A 21,246-nucleotide genomic window follows, 5' to 3' on the forward strand; every position below is an offset into this window, starting at 1 on the left:
ACCGTTATGCGTACTGAATATTGTGGCAAGCTAAATTCGTCCAACGTTGGCCAGGAAGTGACTCTGTGTGGTTGGATTAACCGCCGTCGCGATCTGGGTGGTTTGATTTTCATCGATCTGCGTGACCGCGAAGGTATCGTGCAGGTGTTTTTCGATCCGGATCAAAGCGCGGCGTACGAATTGGCATCAGAACTGCGTAATGAGTTTTGCGTGCAGTTGACCGGTACCGTTCGCGCACGTCCTGAAAGCCAGTTCAACAAAGAGATGGCCACCGGCGAAGTGGAAGTGTTTGCCAGCTCGTTGAACATTATCAACCGTTCAGAGCCGTTGCCGCTGGACTCCAATCAGGTCAACTCTGAAGAAGCGCGTCTGAAATACCGCTATCTTGACCTGCGTCGTCCGGACATGGCGAATCGCCTGAAAACCCGCGCACGCATCACCAGCTTCGTGCGTCGTTTCATGGACAGCAACGAATTCCTGGACATCGAAACGCCGATGCTCACCAAGGCCACGCCGGAAGGCGCGCGTGACTATCTGGTGCCAAGCCGCGTGCACAAAGGCAAGTTCTACGCGCTGCCGCAGTCTCCACAGCTCTTCAAGCAGCTGCTGATGATGTCTGGCTTCGATCGTTACTATCAGATTGTTAAATGCTTCCGTGATGAAGATTTGCGTGCCGACCGTCAGCCTGAATTTACCCAGATCGACGTTGAAACTTCTTTCATGACCGCCGAGCAAGTGCGTGAAATCATGGAGAAGCTGGCGCGCGACCTGTGGCTCGACATTAAAGGTGTCGATCTCGGCACGTTCCCGAGCATGACCTATGCCGACGCGATGCGCCGTTTTGGTTCCGACAAGCCTGACTTGCGTAACCCGATGGAGCTGGTCGACGTGGCTGACCTGTTCAAAAATATCGAATTCAAAGTCTTCGCCGATCCGGCCAATGACCCTAAAGGTCGCGTTGCTGCCCTGCGCGTGCCGGGCGGAGCTCAGCTGAGCCGCAAGCAGATTGACGAATACGCCAAGTTCATCGAAATTTATGGCGCTAAAGGTCTGGCTTACATCAAGGTCAATGAAGTGGCTAAAGGTCTGGAAGGCATCCAGAGCCCGGTCGCTAAATTCCTGAATGCCGAGCTGCTGAGCGCGCTGATTGAACGCGTACAGGCGCAAGACGGCGACATGATTTTCTTCGGCGCGGCGAGTGCCAAGATTGTGACCGATGCGATTGGCGCGCTGCGTCTGAAGCTGGGTCGCGACCTGAAAATCACCGACGAAAAAGCGTGGGCGCCGCTGTGGGTTATCGACTTCCCAATGTTTGAAGACACCGACGAAGGCGGCCTGACCGCGATGCACCACCCGTTTACTGCGCCGAAAGAGATGACTGCGCAAGAGCTGGCGTCGAATCCGACTTCCGCTATCGCCAATGCCTATGACATGGTGATCAACGGTTACGAAGTGGGCGGCGGTTCCGTGCGTATTCACCGTGGCGAAATGCAGCAGGCGGTATTCAGCATTCTGGGCATTACCGAGCACGAGCAGCGCGAGAAATTCGGCTTCCTGCTCGACGCGCTGAAATACGGTGCGCCACCGCACGCGGGTCTGGCGTTTGGTCTCGATCGTCTGGTGATGCTGTTGACCGGCACCGATAACATCCGTGACGTTATCGCGTTCCCGAAAACCACCGCTGCCGCCTGTCTGATGACCGAAGCGCCAAACTTCGCCAATCCGGCCTCGCTGGTGGAGCTGGGTATCAGCGTGATCGCCAAAAAAGCGACGCCTGATGCAGACGCAGAGAATAACTAATGAGCTATAAGCGTCCCGAGTCGATACTGGTTGTCATCTACGCCAGAAACAGCGGCAGGGTGCTGATGCTCCAGCGGCGTGACGACACGGAATTCTGGCAGTCCGTAACCGGCAGTCTGGAAGACGGTGAGTCACCCGCGCAAACCGCGCAGCGCGAAGTCATGGAAGAGGTCGGCATTGATATTGCCGGCGAAAACCTGCATTTACAGGACTGCCAGCGCTGCGTCGAGTTTGAACTGTTTGCGCACCTGCGCTATCGCTATGCCCCCGGTGTCTCGTGGAATAAAGAGCACTGGTTCTGCCTGGCGCTGCCGGAGGAGCGAGAGATTATCCTGACTGAACATCTGGCGTATCAGTGGCTCGACAAACCGGCAGCCGCCGCGTTTACCAAGTCCCCGAGCAATCAGCAGGCGATAGAAGAGTTTGTTATTTATTAGGTCGGCATCGGCGCCTTTGCAGTAAGGTCAGGGCCAGACCGTTGATTATCTAAAAATGCATTCAGCCTGATTAAGGCTTATGGAGATTTTTTATGGCAGGTCACAGTAAGTGGGCCAATACCAAACACCGCAAAGCAGCACAAGACTCTAAACGCGGTAAAATTTTCACCAAAATTATTCGCGAGCTGGTAACGGCGGCGAAGCTGGGCGGCGGCGATCCGGGTGCCAACCCGCGTCTGCGTGCGGCTATCGACAAGGCTCTGAGCAACAACATGACCCGCGACACGCTGAACCGTGCGATCGCGCGCGGCGTGGGCGGCGATGATGATACCAACATGGAAACCATCATCTATGAAGGTTACGGCCCGGGCGGCACGGCGGTCATGGTTGAATGTCTGAGCGACAACCGTAACCGTACCGTTGCAGAAGTGCGTCACGCCTTCACCAAAACAGGCGGTAATCTGGGGACTGACGGCTCCGTTGCCTACCTGTTTACCAAAACCGGCGTGATCACCTTTGCACCGGGTCAGGACGAAGACGTCATCATGGAAGCCGCGCTTGAAGCCGGTGCCGACGACGTACAAACCTACGACGACGGCGCAATTGACGTTTACACCGCGTGGGAAAGTCTGGGCGATGTTAAAGACGCGCTCGAAGCGGCCGGTTTCAAGGCCGATCAGGCTGAAGTCACCATGATCCCGTCAACCAAGGCCGACATGGATGCCGACACCGCGCCTAAGCTGCTGCGTTTGATCGACATGCTGGAAGACTGTGATGACGTGCAGGAGGTTTACCACAACGGTGAAATCTCCGATGAGATTGCAGAAACGCTGTAATTCTCCTCTCAGCCGGAGGCGCGACGCGCTCGCGTTTTCCGGCTGGCTTTACGGACTCCCTCAGTCCGGTTTGTCTTTTCGCGCTAATCAGGACAAACTTGCCAGCATGTTCGGCACTTCATTTTATGAAACGGTTTTTTATCAAGTCAGCCTGACAAAGAAAAGGTGCAACACGCTATGGCTATCATTCTGGGGATCGACCCCGGTTCACGCATTACCGGCTATGGCATTATTCGTCAGCAGGGTAGACAACTCACGTATCTCGGCAGCGGCTGTATTCGCACGGTAGTCACAGACATGCCTGGCCGTCTTAAGCTAATTTATGCGGGCGTTACCGAAATCATCACCCAATTTCAGCCCGATTTTTTTGCTATCGAATCCGTGTTCATGGCGAAAAACCCTGACTCCGCGCTGAAGCTCGGACAGGCACGCGGCGCGGCGATTGTGGCGGCGGTGAATCAGGATTTGCCGGTATTTGAATACGCGGCGCGACAGGTTAAACAAACGGTGGTCGGCACCGGCGCGGCCGAGAAAAGTCAGGTGCAGCACATGGTGCGCACGTTACTCAAACTGCCTGCCAATCCGCAGGCCGACGCCGCCGACGCCCTGGCTATCGCGATTACGCACTGCCACGTCAGCCAAAATGCGATCCGTTTAAGCACCGATAAGTTGCAGTTAACGCGTGGGCGCATGCGATAATTAAGGCTGGATATCTATCCAGCTCTTTTTTATGATATAAACGATAAAATTTTAGCGACCTCGTCAGCGCGGCTTACGGGGTCAATCCGCAAAGGAAGGTAAATGTGATAGGTCGTCTCAGAGGCGTTATTCTCGAAAAACAGCCCCCGTTAGTGCTGCTTGAAACCAACGGCGTAGGCTATGAAGTACATATGCCGATGACCTGTTTCTATGAACTGCCTGAGCTTGGTCAGGAAGCGGTTGTTTTCACACAGTTTATTGTTCGTGAAGATGCGCAGCTGCTGTACGGCTTCAACGACAAGCAGGAGCGCGCGCTGTTTCGCGAGCTGATTAAAGTTAACGGCGTCGGTCCAAAGCTGGCGCTGGCGATCCTTTCGGGCATGTCGGCGCAGCAGTTTGTCAGCGCAGTCGAAAAAGAAGAAGTCACTACGCTTATCAAGCTGCCGGGTGTCGGCAAGAAAACGGCCGAGCGGTTGGTGGTCGAAATGAAAGACCGCTTTAAAGGGCTGAACGGCGATCTGTTTAATAATCCTACCGATATTTCACTGCCTGCTTCCGCGTCGAAAGCTAAAGAGTCCGACGCTGAAGCCGAAGCTGTGGCGGCGCTTATCTCTCTCGGCTACAAACCGCCTGAGGCGAGCCGCATGATAAGCAAGATTGCCAAACCGGGCGCAGAGTGCGAAACATTGATTAGAGAAGCGCTGCGCGCGGCTCTGTGAGGTTATAGATGATAGAAGCTGACCGTCTTATTTCCGCTGGCGTGGTGAACGAAGAAGAGATTATCGACAGAGCGATCCGCCCGAAAATGCTGTCCGAGTATGTCGGTCAGCCGCACGTGCGCTCGCAGATGGAAATCTTTATTCAGGCGGCCAAGCAGCGTGGCGACGCGCTGGATCACCTGCTGATTTTCGGCCCGCCCGGCCTCGGTAAAACCACGCTGGCGAACATTGTCGCCAACGAGATGGGCGTGAATCTGCGCACTACGTCCGGCCCCGTGCTTGAAAAAGCCGGTGATTTGGCGGCGATGCTGACTAACCTCGAACCTCACGACGTGCTGTTTATCGATGAAATCCACCGTCTTTCGCCCGTAGTGGAAGAGGTATTGTATCCCGCGATGGAAGATTATCAGCTGGATATCATGATTGGCGAAGGTCCTGCCGCGCGTTCAATTAAAATCGATCTGCCTCCTTTTACGCTGGTAGGCGCGACCACGCGTGCAGGCTCGTTAACGTCGCCGCTACGTGACCGTTTTGGCATTGTGCAGCGTCTGGAATTTTATCAGGTTGCCGATTTGCAGCACATCGTGGGTCGCAGCGCCAACTGCCTTGGCCTTGAGTTGTCGGAGGAGGGCGCGCACCAAATCGCCCGTCGTTCGCGCGGTACGCCGCGAATCGCCAACCGTCTTCTTCGCCGCGTGCGTGACTTCGCCGAAGTTAAAGGTGACGGCACGATCAACGGCGACGTGGCTAACGGCGCGCTGGACATGCTTGACGTCGACGCCGAAGGTTTTGACTACATGGACCGCAAGCTGCTGCTGGCGATCATCGATAAATTCACCGGCGGGCCAGTAGGTCTTGATAACCTCGCTGCCGCGATTGGTGAAGAGCGCGAAACTATCGAAGATGTGATAGAGCCTTTCCTGATCCAGCAGGGGTTCATTCAGCGAACGCCGAGGGGTCGTATGGCGACAAACCATGCGTATAAGCACTTTGGCCTAGTCAAACCTGAATAGGTTTCTGAACTGGCGTTCGGCTTAGGTCAAAAGCGTTTTAATTAGATTTGGAATCTAAGGGCAATTTTCTAAGGGATTAGGATCTAGCCTTTAAGTTCAAGTTCAAGTTCGACTGCATGCGCTCCGCTTACTGCGCGGCGGCGCAGACCGCCTCAAGGATGTTCCTAAGCGAACACCCTTGAGAATCCCGCGCTTTTTTTCCAAAGTTGCAACTTGAGGACTAAATTCGTAGATCTTTCCAGAAGCCTCCGCGCGTGGCGTAGGTCGCGCAGCTTCGCCGTTCCCTCATTACGGATTTGAGCCAAACACGTCTCAAATCACTCCATTCAGCGCCGCCCCGATCCCGCCAATTACAGCCCTTAAAGAAAGGGCGGATACTCTTGGGCGGTCAAGGGCCGATCACTCAGACATAAAAATCAAGAAGTTGAAAAAGGCGGATACTTTTCTGCGGTCAAGAACCGATCTTTTTTACAAAATAATTTAAATGGTTGAGTGATCGGATTTTGACCGCCTAAGAGTTATCGGTTTTTCTTTTTAAGCTGTGATTGGCGGGATCAGGGCAGTGCTGAGCGGAGTGGAGGGAGACGTTTTTGGCTCCCGACCGGAGTGAAGGAACCGCAGAGCGGCACGACCTACGCCATACATTGGAGTCACTGGAAAGATCTCCCTTTTTCAGTTCTCAAGTTGCAGCTGTGGAAAAAAAGCTTGGGATTTCAAAGGGCCGAGCGACTGCGGCCCTTTGAGCGGTATGGGCCGCCGCCCATTGAGCGAAGCGAATGAACTTGAATTTAAAAAACCGCTAAGGCTCGGTTTAGCCTCAGCGAGCCCAGTAAGCGAAGCGCATGCTGTTGAACTTTAAAGTTAAAGTTAAGAAATTTGTTTTTTAAAAGTACTTAAAACAAAAAGCGCCGCCGCACACAGCACAACTGATGGACCTGCTGGCGTGTCGTAAAACGCTGACAAGCACAGGCCGCCACTCACCGCTATCATGCCGATCAACACGGCGATTGCTGCCATCTGCTCGGGGGTTTTGGCGAATCGACGGGCGGTAGCGGCGGGAATGATCAGTAAAGAGGTGATGATCAGCGCGCCAACAAATTTCATCGCCAAGCCAATGGTCAAAGCCGTAACCAGCATCAAAACAATCCGTGAGCGCTCGAGGTTGACGCCGTCAACGTGCGCCAGCTCGGGGCTTACTGTCATCGACAGCAAATTACGCCACTGCCAACACAACACGCCAATCACAATCGCTACACCAGAACCAATCATCCAGATGTCGCTCAAGGTCACCGACAGCAAATCGCCGAACAGATAGGCCATTAAATCGACCCGTACGCCAGACATCAAACTCACGACGACAAGACCCAGCGACAGCGCGCTGTGCGCCATAATGCCAAGCAAAGTATCCACGGCAAGATGCGGTTTGCGCTCCAGAACCACTAAAAGCAGCGCGAGTAGCAAGGTTACGGCGATGACGGCATAAAACGGGTTAACGTTTAGCAGTAAACCAAAGGCCACGCCGAGTAAAGAGGCGTGGGCGAGCGTGTCGCCAAAATAGGACATCCGTCGCCAAACGACAAACGAGCCAAGCGGACCCGCCGCGCCAGCCAGTAGAATTCCAGCTAGCCAGCCGGGTAATAACAGCTCAATCATGCGTCGCGACCTCCGGTATTACGCAAAACGATTCTTCCTTGTAAATCATGACGATGATTATGATGGTGACGATAAATCGCCAACTGTTCGGCACCGCGATTGCCAAACATGGCGATGAACTCCGGATGCGTCGACACCACTTCTGGCGAGCCGGAACAGCAAATATGCTGGTTTAGACACAGCACCTCGTCAGTTTTTGCCATCACTAAATGTAAATCGTGCGACACCATCATCACCGCGCAGCCCAGCTCGCAGCGGAGTTTGTCGATGAGATCATAAAGCGCGACCTGCCCGTTAACATCAACCCCTTGAGTGGGTTCATCGAGTACAAGCAGTTGCGGCGAATTTAACAACGCGCGGGCAAGCAGCACGCGCTGATTCTCGCCGCCAGACAATTTTTGCATCGGCTGATCGATAAGGTGCGCCGCCTGCACGCGTTTCAGCGCAGGTAAGATGTCACCACGTTTAACGCCAGGTTTAAGGCGCATAAAACGAGAAACCGTCAGCGGCAGCGTGGTATCCAGATGCAGTTTCTGGGGAACATAACCGATTTTGAGGTCAGGAATTTTAGACAGCGATCCGCTGCTGGGCGCAATCAAGCCTAAAACAACGCGCACCAGCGTAGATTTTCCGGCGCCGTTCGGCCCCAGCAAAGTCAGAATTTTACCGGCTTGCAGCGAAAGCGAAACGTCAGACAGCACGCGGCGCGAGCCATAAGTGACAGAAATATTTTTCAGTGTAGCGAGAGTGGACATGGCAGTTACGTCTTGCAGAACAATTCGAATGTTATAATATTGCGTTTTGGTTCAAATAACCATGAATCAGCGCTAAAAACTTTCTTTTAGTGTGTGTTTAATTCGTCAATTTAACGCCAGGCTCGAGAACGATAAAAATGATTAAGCCATTTATGAAAAAGAATAAAACGATTCTGCTGCGCAATGTTGCGGCCGCCACGCTATTAACCGCCAGCATGTTCTCCTCGGCACAGGCTGCCGTGCTCGCTTCTTTGCGTCCGTTGGGCTTTATTGCCGCCGCCATCGCCGATAACGTCACGCCGACCGACGTCCTGTTACCCGACGGCGCATCGCCGCACGATTACGCGCTGCGTCCGTCTGATTTACAAAAGATGCGCAGCGCCGATTTGCTGGTGTGGGTCGGGCCGGATATGGAAGCTTTCATGGCTAAGTCGGTGGCGCAGCTGCCGCCAAATCGAGTAGTCAATATTTCTGCGCTGCCGGGCGTTGCGCCGCTGTTGTTAACAGGTAACGACGATGACGACCACGCGCACGAAGGCGCCAGCGAGCATCATCACGGCCAGTACAATATGCACCTGTGGCTGTCGCCTGAGATTGCGAAACTGGCGGCGATCGCAATTCATGCAAAATTATTGGAACTAATGCCGCAGAAGAAAGACCAACTAGACGCCAACCTGCGTCAATTTGAAGAGGAATTGACACAAACTGACACAAAGCTTGGTAAGATGCTGCAACCTGTTCAGGGGAAGGGATATTTTGTTTTTCATGATGCCTACGGCTACTTCGAAAAACATTACGGGTTGTCGCCATTGGGCCACTTCACTGTAAATCCTGAAATCCAACCTGGAGCACAGCGACTACATCAAATTCGAACACAGCTGGTTGAGCAAAAAGCGGAATGCGTTTTTGCTGAGCCACAGTTCAGGCCGGCCGTAATTAATGCCGTTGCCCAGGGAACAACAGTGCGTATGGGCACATTGGATCCGCTGGGGAGCGCCATCGCACTGTCCCGGGACAGCTATGTGAACTTCCTGTCACATCTGACCGCACAGTACGTGAGCTGCCTGAAGTAAGCCATAAGGACAGTTACAAGTGCAGCTACTCGCTCGATCAATAGCTCTGGCGTTCAACAATCTTCCTCGACCTCACCGCGTCATGCTGGGGTCGTTAACCGTTGTTACTCTCGCCGTTGCTGTTTGGAAACCCTTTGTATATCAAACTGATCAAGACGGTTACCAGCCAAAACCTATCGCCAAACAGATTATTCTCGATGCCCAGCAGGCGCGAACCCTGCTGCCGGAAGCCAGTGAACCCATCGATGAAGACACGCCTCCCACGGCCGATTTACCTCAAGATGAGCTTGATGATAAAACCGAAAATGAGAAGGGCGTCCACGAATATGTGGTCTCCACCGGCGATACGTTAAGCAGTATTTTAAATCAGTACGGCATCGATATGTCGGACATCTCCGCGTTGGCTACTCAAGATACCGATCTACGTAATTTGAAGATTGGCCAGCAACTTTCGTGGACCGTGAATGACGACGGCGAACTGCAGCGCGTGACTTGGGAAAAATCCCGCCGCGAAACGGTCACCTATGACCGCAGCGGCAACAGCTTCAAAGCGTCGACCGAAATGCTGAAAGGCGAGTGGCAGGACCAAATCCTGAAAGGCACGCTCGACGGCAGTTTCGTCAGTAGCGCCAAAGACGCAGGGCTGACCAGCGCTGAAATTGGTGCGGTAATCAAGGCGTTGCAATGGCAGATGGACTTCAAAAAGCTGCGCAAGGGCGACCAGTTTTCGGTTGTCATGTCGCGTGAAATGCTCGACGGTAAAAGCCAGCAAAGCGAGCTGAGTGGCGTGCATATGCGCAGCGGCGGCAAAGATTATTACGCGATTCGCGCGGAAGACGGCAAATTCTATGACCGTTCCGGTAGCGGATTAGCGCGCGGATTCCTGCGTTTCCCGACCCTCAAACAGTATCGCGTCTCCTCCAATTTCAATCCGCGTCGCCTTAATCCGGTCACTGGTCGCATCGCTCCGCACCGCGGCGTTGATTTTGCCGTGCCTGTGAATACGCCGGTTTTGGCCGTCGGTGACGGTGAAGTGGTCGTAGTGAAAAATGGCGGGGCGGCAGGCAACTATGTCGCTATTCGCCACGGTCGCCAGTATATGACTCGCTATATGCACCTGCGTAAAGCGCTGGTTAAGCCGGGGCAGAAAATCAAGCGCGGCGATCGCATCGCGATGTCGGGTAACACGGGTCGTTCGACGGGTCCACACCTGCATTTTGAAGTGTGGATCAACAATATTGCCGTCAACCCGCTGACCGCCAAACTGCCGCGTTCCGAAGGCCTGAGCGGTAAAGATCTCAAAGATTACTTGGCCACGGTGCGCGAGGTTATGCCGCAGCTTAAAATCTAGTTTTGCTGTCGCTGAACGCCTAAAACGTCAAAATTATCGCCTACTTAACGGTAGGCGATAATTTGCGTTGCCGAGATCATTCATTGCAAAATTATTCACTGCACTTATCATTAGCAGATTGGTTTCACAGGTATTACGAAAAATGCCGGTGAAACATTTACTATGAAAAGTTATGAGTTAACGCATGCCATCAGAAAAAAAATCGACCGTCGAGTTTATTCCGCAGTTCCAGAAAGCCTTTTACCACCCGCGTTACTGGGGCGTGTGGTTGGGCGTCGGTGCAATGGCGGCCATGGCGTACGTTCCTGCAAAAATTCGCGACCCCATTTTGGGCGGAATTGGCCGTCTGGCGGGTAAATTCGCCAAGGGCGCTCGACGTCGTGCGCAAATTAATCTGCTTTACTGCCTGCCCGAACTTTCTGAAGCGCGTCGAGAAGAGATAATTGACGACATGTTTGCCGCCGCGCCGCAGTCAATGGTGATGATGGCCGAGCTGGCCTGTCGCGGTAATCCGCAGAAGCTGCTGAGCCGCGTGCAATGGCACGATCGCCAGATTATTGACGATTTAAAAGCGCAGGGCAGAAACATTATTTTTCTGGTGCCACACGGCTGGGCGGTGGATATTCCGGCAATGTTACTGGCGGCAGAAGGCCAGCCAATGGCGGCCATGTTCCACAATCAAAAGAACCCGCTGACTGATTATCTCTGGAACGCCGTACGTCGTCGTTTTGGTGGCCGCATGCACGCGCGCAACGATGGCATCAAACCGTTTATCAGTTCCGTGCGTCAGGGATATTGGGGTTACTATCTGCCCGATCAGGATCACGGCGCAGAACATAGCGAATTTGTTGATTTCTTCGCGACTTACAAAGCCACGCTGCCCGCAGTAGGGCGATTGATGAAAGTCTGCCGTGCTGAAATCGTGCCGCTTTTTCCGTCTTATAATGGCAGCGAGCATCGTCTGGATATCTACGTTCGTCCGCCAATGTACGATTTAGCCGCCGCCGATGACGCCGCGATTGCACGCCGCATGAACGAAGAGGTCGAGGTACTGGTTGGGCCGAATCCGGAGCAATATACCTGGATCCTTAAGTTGCTCAAAACCCGCAAGCCCGGCGAAAAAGAGCCTTACTCGCGTGACGAGCTCTATCCACGCAAATAACCTGATTCTTTTGACTCTTAAGTTTGACCCTATAGGTTTGAGCCTATAAAAGAAAAACCGGCCTAGGCCGGTTTTTTTGTTTTCCACGGCAAAGCGCTTTTAACTATTCAACCGTCAGCACGCGCGTGGTATTGGTGGTGCCGGTGGTGCTCATCACGTCGCCCTGCGTCACGATAACCAAGTCGCCAGAAAGCAGATAACCCTTGTCGCGCAGCAGATTTACGGCGTCAACGGCGGCCACTACGCCGTCGTTGTTGCTGTCAAAGAACACCGGCGTCACGCCCCGATATAACGCGGTAAGATTTAATGTGTGTTCATGACGCGACATGGCAAAAATCGGCAGTCCCGAGCTGATACGCGACATAATCAGCGGCGTGCGGCCTGATTCAGTCAGCGAGATAATCGCGCTCACGCCTTTCAGGTGGTTGGCGGCGTACATCGACGACATCGCGATCGTTTCTTCGATATTATCGAATTCAACCTCTAAACGGTGCTTGGAGACGTTGATGCTCGGGATTTTTTCCGCGCCGATACAAACGCGCGCCATCGCGGCCACGGTTTCGGCAGGATATTGTCCGGCCGCCGTTTCGGCAGAAAGCATCACGGCGTCGGTGCCGTCGAGCACGGCGTTTGCCACGTCCATGACTTCGGCACGGGTCGGCATCGGATTGGTAATCATCGATTCCATCATTTGCGTCGCCGTAATCACCGCGCGATTTAAGGTACGTGCGCGACGAATCAATTTCTTTTGAATGCCGACTAATTCCGGATCGCCGATTTCGACGCCCAAATCGCCACGCGCGACCATCACGACGTCGGAGGCCAAAATGATGTCGTCCATGGCGGCGTCAGAGGCGACGGCTTCGGCGCGTTCCACCTTGGAAACAATTTTTGCATGGCAACCGGCATCGCGTGCCAGTCGACGAGCATAATTAAGGTCTTCGCCGGTGCGTGGGAAAGAAACGGCCAGAAAATCAACGCCAATTTTCGCGGCGGTAATAATATCGGCTTTGTCTTTTTCGGTCAGCGCTTCGGCAGAAAGTCCGCCGCCGAGCTTGTTAATGCCTTTATTATTGGAAAGCGGGCCGCCTACGGTGACTTCGGTAAACACTTTGGAACCCGTCACCTCGAGCACTTTAAGCTGTACGCGACCATCGTCGAGCAGCAAAATATCGCCGGGCACCACGTCGTCAGGCAGGCCTTTATAGTCGATGCCGACCTTTTCCTTATCGCCTTCGCCTTTGCCCATGGTGGCATCAAGCAGGAATTTATCGCCGATATTAAGGAAAACTTTGCCTTCCTTAAAGGTCGACACGCGGATTTTTGGACCTTGCAGATCGCCGAGGATAGCCACGTGACGACCCAGTTTAGCCGCGATTTCGCGCACTTTATCGGCGCGAAGCTGGTGATCTTCGGCAGTGCCGTGGGAGAAGTTAAGGCGCACGACGTTGGCACCGGCAGCAATCACTTTTTCGAGATTATTATCACGGTCCGTTGCGGGGCCGAGGGTGGTGACGATTTTAGTTCTTCTGAGCCGTCTGGACATGCCTTTCTCCGTTGACTTGTGAAGCAGAGTGTTGCCGAGGTGTTTAACAACATTGTAACAAATTAGAAAATATAAAACATCCGTTTACAGGTTCGCGTTATTCAAATCGTCTAGGAGCTGATACACCTTTATCAAAGCGCGAATCTCGCAGCGACTCTTTGACCCGTTTCAGGTTGTCCCGAAACTTGGCGCCGCGACGCAGGGTAAAGCCGGTCGCCAGCACGTCAATCAGCGTGAGCTGGGCCAGACGCGAGATCATCGGCATATAAACGTCGGTATCTTCGGGCACGTCGAGCAGCAGCGAAAGCGTGGCTTCTTGAGCCAACGGCGTGTTGCGCGAGGTGATGGCAATTACCGTGGCATCGTTTTCGCGTGCAAGATGTGCAAGCTCGACTAAGTTTTTTGTGCGGCCCGTGTGAGAAATCAACACAACCACGTCACCTTCGCCCGAATTCATACAGCTCATACGCTGCATTACGATATCATCAAAATAGATAACCGGAATATTGAAGCGGAAAAACTTGTTCATCGCATCATGAGCGACCGCGGCCGACGCGCCAAGGCCGAAGAAAGAGATTTTTTTGGCCTGCGTGAGCAGATCGACCGCGCGATTGACGGCGGCGATATCGAGCGTGTTTTTTACCTGCTCGAGGCTGGCCATCGTCGATTCAAAAATTTTTGTGCTGTAGGCCTCAACGCTATCGGTTTCTTCAACGTTGCGGTTTACGTAAGGGGTGCCGTTAGCCAGACTTTGCGCCAGTTGCAGCTTAAAGTCAGGAAAACCCTTGGTCTCGAGGCGGCGGCAAAAACGATTAACGGTTGGCTCACTCACGTTAGCCATCTTGGCCAACGTCGCGATACTGGAGTGGATGGCAGTTTGGGGATCGGCAAGGATGACTTCAGCAACTTTTCTTTCAGACTTGCTGAGGATATCCAAAAAGCCGAGAATTTTTTCCAGCGTATTCATGGGCGATCACTCAATAGGTTTCATCGATTTCAACGAAAAGGAGAAATCATGTCAGTTTGATGAAAATATACTACGGCGCTGAACGCGGTGGCAGAGACAATCTGGTGAAATCCAAGCTTTTTTTCCCAGAACATGACACAGGTCTAAGTTTCAATATGGTAATTAATGCTCAAATTTGTCATAAAATTACATCAGATGCTGATTATAGGTTAGCCGATTTGGCGAACTTGGCACAATCATCAAGCCTCTGTGACTATCTATGACAAAGCTTGTGGTTTTTTATTCATTTATTAATGCCTTAGATCTTGGTTTACTGCCTCTGCCCGATCAGAGTACATTGTTGCTGAAATTCGAATTCTGTTGAAATAAAATTACAATTTACCCAACACCTTCGTGGCGCGAGAGCTTCCCGCTCAGTTTCACGATAAAAAAGGGTATTCCTGCTCTAAGGAGAAGAACATGGCGGTAAACCAACCAGCCCAGGCGTGCGACCTGGTTATTTTCGGTGCTAAAGGCGACCTCGCACGCCGTAAGCTGTTACCTTCCCTGTATCAGCTGGAAAAAGCTGGACATATACACGACGATACCAAAATTATCGGCGTAGGCCGCGCCGAGTGGGACAAAGCGGCGTACACCGAGGTGGTGAAAGAAGCGCTGACCACCTTTATGAAAGAGAAGCTGGACCCGACACTGTGGGAAAAGCTGAGCGGCCGTCTGGAATTCTGTAATCTTGACGTCAACGACCTCAAGCATTTCGATCGTCTGGGCAAAATGCTCAACACCGAAACGCGTACCACCATCAACTACTTTGCGATGCCGCCAAGCACTTTTGCCGCTATCTGTAAGGGGTTGGGCGAAGCTGGCCTGAATAAAGAGCCTGCGCGCGTCGTGATGGAAAAACCGCTGGGTACCGACCTGAAATCCTCTCAGGAAATCAACGACGGCGTGGCCGAGTATTTCAACGAGACTCAGGTTTACCGTATCGACCACTATTTGGGTAAAGAGACCGTTCTGAACCTGCTGGCGCTGCGTTTCGCCAACAACCTGTTTGTTTCCAACTGGGACAATCGCACCATCGATCACGTGCAGATTACCGTGGCGGAAGAGGTCGGTATCGAAGGCCGTTGGGGTTACTTCGATCAGGCGGGTCAGATGCGCGACATGATCCAGAACCACCTGCTGCAAATCCTGACCATGATTGCGATGTCGCCACCGGCGGATCTCTCCACCGACAGCATTCGTAACGAAAAAGTCAAAGTCCTCAAGTCACTGCGTCGTATTGATCAGTCCAACGTGCGTGAAACCACCGTGCGCGGCCAATATACTTCTGGCTTTGTGCAGGGCAAAAAAGTGCCGGGCTACCTTGAAGAAGAGGGCGCGAACAAGAACAGTAATACTGAAAGCTTCGTCTCTATTCGCGTAGATATCGACAACTGGCAGTGGGCGGGCGTGCCTTTCTACCTGCGTACCGGCAAGCGTCTGCCAACTAAATGCTCAGAAGTAGTGGTTTACTTTAAAACCCCAGCGCTGAATCTGTTTAGCGACTCTTACCAGCAGCTGCCGCAGAACAAACTGACCATTCGCTTGCAGCCAGACGAAGGGATTGAAATCGAAGTTCTGAACAAAGTGCCGGGCCTCGAGCACAAGCACCGTCTGCAAACGACCAAGCTTGATCTGAGCTTCTCCGAAACTTTCAACGAACAGCACATTGCCGATGCCTACGAGCGTCTGCTGCTTGAAACCATGCGTGGGATTCAGGCGCTGTTTGTTCGTCGTGACGAAGTTGAAGAAGCGTGGAAATGGGTCGATGGCATAATGAATGCCTGGTCTGCCGAAAACGAAGCGCCTAAGCCTTATCAGGCGGGCACGTGGGGACCTGTTGCCTCGGTGGCAATGATTACCCGTGATGGCCGTTCATGGAACGAGTTCGGCTAATCCACCGTCTTTTACAGGCTCGTCAGGACTAAGGGGCACTACCATGGCCAATTTCGTCGAATTTCCCGGTGCAGCGGCGCTAAACCAAAATCTGGCCGGAAAAATGGCTGACGCATTGCGCCAGGGCATTGCGGAACGAGGTCAGGCCACGCTGATTGTCTCGGGGGGCAGAACGCCGCTCGAGCTGTTCAGGCAGCTTTCACGACAAGAGCTGGACTGGCAGCGCGTCACCATTACTCTCGCCGATGAGCGCTGGGTGAATCGTGACCACGGATCAAGCAATGAAAAAATGGTGCGCAACAGTCTGTTGCAGGGCGAGGTGGCGAAAGCCACCTTTATTGCGCTGAAAAATGAGGCTGAAACGGCGACAGAAGGTCAGGCACGCACGGAAGAGGCGCTGGCCGCTTTGCCGCTGCCTGCCGATGTCACCGTGATGGGAATGGGCGATGACGGTCATATCGCCTCGCTGTTTCCGGGCAGTGCAACATTGCCTCAGGCATTGGACCTGCAAACGACGCGGCGCTGCGTGGCTATAACGCCTATCACCGCGCCCCTTGAACGCATGACGCTGACGTTGCCGGTTATTCTCGACAGTCGGCGGATCTATTTACTGTTGGCCGGTGAATCCAAACGCGAAGCTTACGAGCGGGCGGAAAAAGGCACCGATCAAAATGACATGCCCGTAAGGGCACTCTTGAATCAGCAACAGACACCGGTAGAGGTTTACTGGACCGCCTAGCGGGCATAAATGGAGACAAAGATGAAGAACTGGAAAACAAGCGCAGAACAGATCCTGACCTCGGGTCCGGTGGTTCCGGTCATAGTAATTAACAAGCTGGAACATGCGGTTCCGCTGGCGAAAGCGCTGGTGGCTGGCGGTGTGCGAGTGCTGGAAGTCACGCTGCGTACCGAGTGTGCGCTCGAGGCTATCAAGGCTATCGCGCGTGAAGTGCCAGAGGCGATTATTGGCGCGGGCACTGTGCTGAATCCTGAGCAGCTAGCGGAGGTTACGGCCGCGGGCGCACAGTTTGCGATCAGTCCGGGTTTAACCGACGCGCTGCTCGACGCCGCCAACAGGGGATCTATCCCGCTCATTCCGGGTATTAGCACCGTTTCGGAGCTGATGCTGGGGCTTGATGCGGGTCTGCGTGAGTTCAAGTTCTTCCCTGCGGAAGCCAACGGAGGCGTGAAAGCCCTTCAGGCAATTGCGGGTCCGTTCCCGCAGGTGCGTTTCTGCCCAACGGGCGGCATTACAGCGGGTAACTATCGCGATTATCTGGCGCTGAAAAGCGTGCTGTGCATCGGCGGTTCGTGGCTGGTGCCTGGTGATGCGCTCGAAAGCGGCGATTACGCGCGTATTACCGATTTAGCTCGGGAAGCCGTGGCGGGTGCCAAAGGCTGATTGTGTAGGGCGTTAGCGAGTAAATAGTCAGATATAAAGCCTCCCAATAGCGATATTGCGGAGGCTTTTTTATGACTATTTTTTCAAAACATCGAGTCAGAATATCTTTTCAAAGTGGCTAAATGTGGGACAGATTCTCTCGCTAGAACATTTTATTTTTATTAAAGTTGTAATGTTTGGTTAAACATCATTGAGATAAAAAGCAAATTAATGAATTAATTCCAATATTGGAATGCATGCGTTTATAGAGGCAGGCTTTCGCTCACGACTAGAATTAGATTATTAATCATTAAAATTGATATTAGCGGCGTGCTTAAGCTGCTATTCAAGCTTGAGCTTAATATTTATAACTAAAGTGAGAACAAAATGACCGCATCCCATAAAACAACTTTTCCTGATGTTATTATCGGTGTCGATAAAATAGCTCCTCGTATTCTCAGGCCCTCTGTTGACGACAATGGAGTAACAAGCGTAGAAATTATTTGGGAGCCTAAAGAAGGGGACGAAAGCCTTAAGAGTAGCTATACCGATGTGAAAAGAGTGACTATAAACGGCATCGATTCAGTATTGGTTACGCGCACCAAAAAGCAGCCTCATGTAATGGCAATAAATTACCATACTCGTTCAACATATTGGAGTGAGAAAGGGAATGATTTATCAAAGTTGCAAGGAGGGGTACATACGGCCACGTATGTAGATAGTCCTGTTGGCCATGGAAGCATCGCGGTTGGTATCCCTTTTTCCAAAGATACTGTAGAAGCTAAGGGGAAGTTTACCAATATGATGTATATCAATATCAAAGATAAAAGGGCAATTGAATGTGATTTCCAAGATAATCATGCATCATTATGGATTGATAAAGGTGATGGTCTCGGGGGCGGTATCCTTTGGGCCGTAGGACGCGATACTCCGCAAAACGCGAAAAATGCTAAGCAAGGTAAATGTATTCTGAGGGGATATTATCCTTCGGAAGATGGAGATATTAATCCTCGCCCGCGTAATACTGACGATATCATTTTAGTTGACTCGCCCGAAGAACTTACCTATATGAATCAAAAAGGTTGGTATGAGAGTCCACATGATATTACTCGTCGCGATATAAATACGCTCTGGATATCAACCGAATCCAGGGTCGTTGCTTATAACTTTTTAACAAAAAAACTTTCCTGATATCAAACTCTTTAATTTTAGCGGATAGAGAAAAGAGTGACACCCTTGAAAAACATCCTTCAGCGACTAATCTAAAAAGCTTAAATTGTAAGCGCGACTTTATTCTTTACACTCAAACAATGGGTGAAAGCTCAGATACTGACTCTTTCTGTATTGTTTTTGGAGGTCGGAAATACGTTTTCAAGATGGAAAGTAGAATTTATAAAGCTCGCTGGGCTTAGATCAATAATTGATTTGTTGTTTTTTAAATAACGCACTTAAATTGGTGTGTAAATTTGAGGCACAAAGCTTATTGCCCTGTGCCTCTATTTTACTGAATCGGCATAAATTAAAGCGCAGCTACAACCTTAATTTCGACTTTATATTTCGGATTCATCAGCTTGGCTTGAACGGTGCAACGTACGGGCGCATTGCCCGGTGAAACCCACGCGTCCCACGCTTCATTCATGGCGGCGAAATCATTGCCGTCGACCAGAAAAATAGTCGCATCCAGAATTTTGCTCTTGTCCGAACCGACTTCACGCAGCGCGGCATCAATAATCGCTAACGTCTCGGCAGTTTGATCTTTGGCGTTGGCATCCAGATTTTCGGGGACGCTGGTGTAATAAACGGTCTGGTTGTGAACCACGATATCTGACATGCGGTGTTCGGGTCTAATACGTTGAATTGACATAAAGAGTGCTCCTGAAAGTCGCTGTTTTAATGATGGCAGACAGGGTAGCACATCATTCAACGACAATGGACCTACAGATGATGGTGGTACGACAGGGCAAGGATTGGCATAATCAGCGCTGAATTTATAATACTGGGTTTAGCGTGATAGACGATTTCGCAACAGACGGCGCATTGGCGCAGAAAATTGAGGGCTTCAAACCCCGTGAACCACAGCGTCTGATGGCGAATGCCGTTGCTTTGGCGATACAAAACAAGCAGGGGCTGGTCGTCGAAGCCGGAACGGGAACCGGTAAAACTTACGCCTATCTTGCGCCCGCGCTGCGTTCGGGCAAGAAAGTCATTATTTCGACCGGATCCAAGGCCCTACAGGATCAGCTCTATTCCCGCGATTTACCAAAAGTGGCCAGCGCCCTGAAATTCAAGGGAAAATTGGCGCTGTTAAAAGGGCGTTCCAATTACCTTTGCCTCGAACGTCTCGATCAACAGTCGATGACGGGCGGCGAACTGGCAAGTCAGTCGTTGAGCGATTTAGCGCACCTGCGCAGTTGGTCGGCCAAGACGGAAGAGGGCGATATCAGCACCTGTAACGTGGTGGCTGAAGATAGCTACGTCTGGCCGCTGGTAACCAGCACCAATGATAATTGCCTCGGCAGCGATTGCCCGATGTATAAAGAGTGTTTCGTGGTCAAGGCGCGCCGCAAGGCGATGGACGCCGACGTCGTTGTAGTCAATCACCACCTTTTTATGGCCGACATGGTGGTCAAAGAGAGCGGATTTGGCGAACTGATCCCGACCGCCGACGTGATGATTTTCGACGAAGCGCACCAAATCCCGGACATTGCCAGTCAGTATTTCGGTCAGCAACTGACCAGCCGTCAGCTCATTGATTTGTCTAAAGATATTACCATCGCCTATCGCACCGAAGTGCGTGATTCGGCGCAGCTGCAAAAAAGTGCCGATCGCCTAGGCCAAAGCGCGATGGATTTTCGTCTCGCGCTCGGCGAGCCCGGTTTTCGCGGTAATCTGCGCGATGTATTAAGCGATAATTCTATTCAACGCGCGCTGGTGCTTTTAGACGATGCGCTCGAGCTTTGTTATGACGTAATGAAACTGTCGCTCGGGCGCTCTGCGTTGCTCGACGCTGCGTTTGAGCGCGCCACGCTGTATCGTAATCGTCTAAAACGCCTTAAAGATGTCAACGTGCCCGGCTTCAGCTATTGGTACGAGTGTAATTCCCGCCACTTTGTGCTGGCGCTGACTCCGCTTTCGGTTACCGACAAGTTTCGTGAATTAATGAACGACAAGCCGGGCGCGTGGGTATTTACCTCTGCGACGCTGTCAGTGAATGAAAAGCTCGAGCATTTCACCGCGCGACTTGGTCTTGACGCAGCCGAAACGCTGCTGCTGGCGAGCCCTTTCGATTACGCCAATCAGGCGCTGCTTTGCGTGCCGCGCTATTTGCCTTCACCTAACGAACGCGGCGGATCGCGTCAGCTGGCGCGCATGCTGCGACCCGTTATCGAAGCCAATAAGGGGCGCTGTTTTTTCCTCTGCACCTCGCATCAGATGATGCGCGAGTTGGCCGAAGAGTTTCGCGCCAGCATGACTTTGCCCGTGCTGGTGCAGGGTGAAACCAGCAAGGGACAGCTGTTAGCGCAGTTTGTCGAAGCCGGTAACGCGTTATTAGTAGCGACCAGCAGTTTTTGGGAGGGCGTTGACGTGCGCGGCGAAACGCTGTCGCTGGTGATCATCGATAAACTGCCGTTTACCTCCCCCGACGATCCCTTGCTTAAGGCGCGTATCGAAGATTGCCGTTTACGCGGCGGTGATCCGTTCAATGAGGTTCAACTGCCGGACGCGGTGATCACTCTGAAGCAGGGCGTAGGGCGACTCATTCGCGATACCGACGATCGCGGCGTGATGGTCATTTGCGACAATCGATTAGTCATGCGCCCGTACGGCGAAGTATTTCTCAACAGTTTGCCGCCAACGCCGCGTACGCGCTCAATCGACGAGGCAATCAGGTTTTTGCAGCAGCGCTAATATGTTATTA

The 21,246-nt window shown here is 52.4% G+C and carries 19 protein-coding genes; 14 read left to right on the forward strand and 5 right to left on the reverse strand.

Features of this window, described 5'->3' with window-relative positions; all coding sequences use genetic code 11:
- The first annotated feature begins 6 nt into the window (after nt 1-6).
- The 6 genes from aspS (at nt 7) to ruvB (ending at nt 5,504) form a co-directional block, all read left to right on the forward strand.
- Nucleotides 7-1,800 (forward strand): aspartate--tRNA ligase, encoded by a 1,794-nt coding sequence (gene aspS / locus SC206_RS20895; RefSeq protein ID WP_332740458.1) that lies wholly within the window; start codon nt 7-9, stop codon nt 1,798-1,800.
- Nucleotides 1,800-2,237 carry a dihydroneopterin triphosphate diphosphatase gene (nudB, locus tag SC206_RS20900; protein ID WP_332740461.1) on the forward strand — a complete coding sequence of 146 codons (438 nt, stop codon included), beginning with the start codon at nt 1,800-1,802 and terminating at the stop codon, nt 2,235-2,237. Before aspS ends, nudB begins: the two co-directional genes overlap by 1 nt.
- 92 nt (nt 2,238-2,329) lie before the next feature.
- On the forward strand, nt 2,330-3,073 hold the full coding sequence (locus SC206_RS20905) for a YebC/PmpR family DNA-binding transcriptional regulator (protein WP_332740463.1): 744 nt from the start codon (nt 2,330-2,332) through the stop codon (nt 3,071-3,073).
- Between the two features lie 177 nt (nt 3,074-3,250).
- Nucleotides 3,251-3,772, forward strand: coding sequence for a crossover junction endodeoxyribonuclease RuvC (ruvC, locus tag SC206_RS20910; RefSeq protein WP_332740465.1), 522 nt, complete (start codon nt 3,251-3,253; stop codon nt 3,770-3,772).
- Between the two features lie 104 nt (nt 3,773-3,876).
- A complete protein-coding gene (gene ruvA / locus SC206_RS20915; protein WP_332740467.1) occupies nt 3,877-4,491 on the forward strand; it encodes a Holliday junction branch migration protein RuvA in 615 nt (204 codons plus the stop codon).
- Between the two features lie 8 nt (nt 4,492-4,499).
- A complete protein-coding gene (gene ruvB / locus SC206_RS20920; protein ID WP_332740469.1) occupies nt 4,500-5,504 on the forward strand; it encodes a Holliday junction branch migration DNA helicase RuvB in 1,005 nt (334 codons plus the stop codon).
- 867 nt (nt 5,505-6,371) lie between these two features.
- Here the strand turns inward: ruvB and znuB are convergent.
- Both znuB and znuC read right to left on the reverse strand, forming a co-directional pair.
- Nucleotides 6,372-7,157, reverse strand: a complete 786-nt coding sequence (gene znuB / locus SC206_RS20925; protein ID WP_332740471.1) for a zinc ABC transporter permease subunit ZnuB — start codon at nt 7,155-7,157, stop codon at nt 6,372-6,374.
- The gene (gene znuC / locus SC206_RS20930; protein WP_332740473.1) at nt 7,154-7,912 is read right to left on the reverse strand and encodes a zinc ABC transporter ATP-binding protein ZnuC; all 759 of its coding nucleotides are present in this window, start codon (nt 7,910-7,912) and stop codon (nt 7,154-7,156) included. The genes znuB and znuC overlap by 4 nt, the downstream gene beginning before the upstream one ends.
- Nucleotides 7,913-8,064: 152 nt before the next feature.
- On the opposite strand from znuC, the gene znuA reads away from it, so the two are divergent.
- The 3 genes from znuA (at nt 8,065) to lpxM (ending at nt 11,498) form a co-directional block, all read left to right on the forward strand.
- On the forward strand, nt 8,065-8,985 hold the full coding sequence (gene znuA / locus SC206_RS20935; RefSeq protein ID WP_332740475.1) for a zinc ABC transporter substrate-binding protein ZnuA: 921 nt from the start codon (nt 8,065-8,067) through the stop codon (nt 8,983-8,985).
- Nucleotides 8,986-9,004: 19 nt separating this feature from the next.
- On the forward strand, nt 9,005-10,336 hold the full coding sequence (gene mepM / locus SC206_RS20940) for a murein DD-endopeptidase MepM (protein ID WP_332740477.1): 1,332 nt from the start codon (nt 9,005-9,007) through the stop codon (nt 10,334-10,336).
- Nucleotides 10,337-10,520: 184 nt separating this feature from the next.
- Nucleotides 10,521-11,498 (forward strand): lauroyl-Kdo(2)-lipid IV(A) myristoyltransferase, encoded by a 978-nt coding sequence (gene lpxM, locus SC206_RS20945; RefSeq protein ID WP_332740479.1) that lies wholly within the window; start codon nt 10,521-10,523, stop codon nt 11,496-11,498.
- Nucleotides 11,499-11,601: 103 nt separating this feature from the next.
- Here lpxM and pyk read toward each other — a convergent pair whose 3' ends face one another.
- Together pyk and SC206_RS20955 are read right to left on the reverse strand one after the other, a co-directional pair.
- Nucleotides 11,602-13,044 carry a pyruvate kinase gene (gene pyk / locus SC206_RS20950; protein ID WP_332740481.1) on the reverse strand — a complete coding sequence of 481 codons (1,443 nt, stop codon included), beginning with the start codon at nt 13,042-13,044 and terminating at the stop codon, nt 11,602-11,604.
- A 97-nt stretch (nt 13,045-13,141) separates the two neighbouring features.
- Nucleotides 13,142-14,011 carry a MurR/RpiR family transcriptional regulator gene (locus SC206_RS20955; RefSeq protein WP_332740483.1) on the reverse strand — a complete coding sequence of 290 codons (870 nt, stop codon included), beginning with the start codon at nt 14,009-14,011 and terminating at the stop codon, nt 13,142-13,144.
- Nucleotides 14,012-14,470: 459 nt separating this feature from the next.
- On the opposite strand from SC206_RS20955, the gene zwf reads away from it, so the two are divergent.
- The 4 genes from zwf (at nt 14,471) to SC206_RS20975 (ending at nt 18,518) form a co-directional block, all read left to right on the forward strand.
- A complete protein-coding gene (gene zwf / locus SC206_RS20960) occupies nt 14,471-15,946 on the forward strand; it encodes a glucose-6-phosphate dehydrogenase (RefSeq protein ID WP_332740485.1) in 1,476 nt (491 codons plus the stop codon).
- 43 nt (nt 15,947-15,989) lie between these two features.
- Nucleotides 15,990-16,685: a 6-phosphogluconolactonase gene (gene pgl / locus SC206_RS20965; protein ID WP_332740487.1), complete on the forward strand. Its 696-nt coding sequence runs from the start codon at nt 15,990-15,992 to the stop codon at nt 16,683-16,685.
- Between the two features lie 21 nt (nt 16,686-16,706).
- Complete coding sequence (locus SC206_RS20970) at nt 16,707-17,348, forward strand: bifunctional 4-hydroxy-2-oxoglutarate aldolase/2-dehydro-3-deoxy-phosphogluconate aldolase (protein WP_332740488.1); 642 nt, start codon at nt 16,707-16,709, stop codon at nt 17,346-17,348.
- 366 nt (nt 17,349-17,714) lie between these two features.
- Nucleotides 17,715-18,518: a hypothetical protein gene (locus SC206_RS20975; protein ID WP_332740489.1), complete on the forward strand. Its 804-nt coding sequence runs from the start codon at nt 17,715-17,717 to the stop codon at nt 18,516-18,518.
- 328 nt (nt 18,519-18,846) lie between these two features.
- On the opposite strand, the gene SC206_RS20980 is transcribed toward SC206_RS20975, so the two are convergent.
- Nucleotides 18,847-19,191, reverse strand: a complete 345-nt coding sequence (locus SC206_RS20980) for a RidA family protein (protein ID WP_332740490.1) — start codon at nt 19,189-19,191, stop codon at nt 18,847-18,849.
- A 143-nt stretch (nt 19,192-19,334) separates the two neighbouring features.
- On the opposite strand from SC206_RS20980, the gene SC206_RS20985 reads away from it, so the two are divergent.
- A complete protein-coding gene (locus tag SC206_RS20985) occupies nt 19,335-21,236 on the forward strand; it encodes an ATP-dependent DNA helicase (protein ID WP_332740491.1) in 1,902 nt (633 codons plus the stop codon).
- Nucleotides 21,237-21,246: the final 10 nt, after the last annotated feature.

Source organism: Rouxiella sp. T17, from assembly GCF_036663475.1.
Classification (GTDB): Bacteria; Pseudomonadota; Gammaproteobacteria; order Enterobacterales; family Enterobacteriaceae; genus Rouxiella.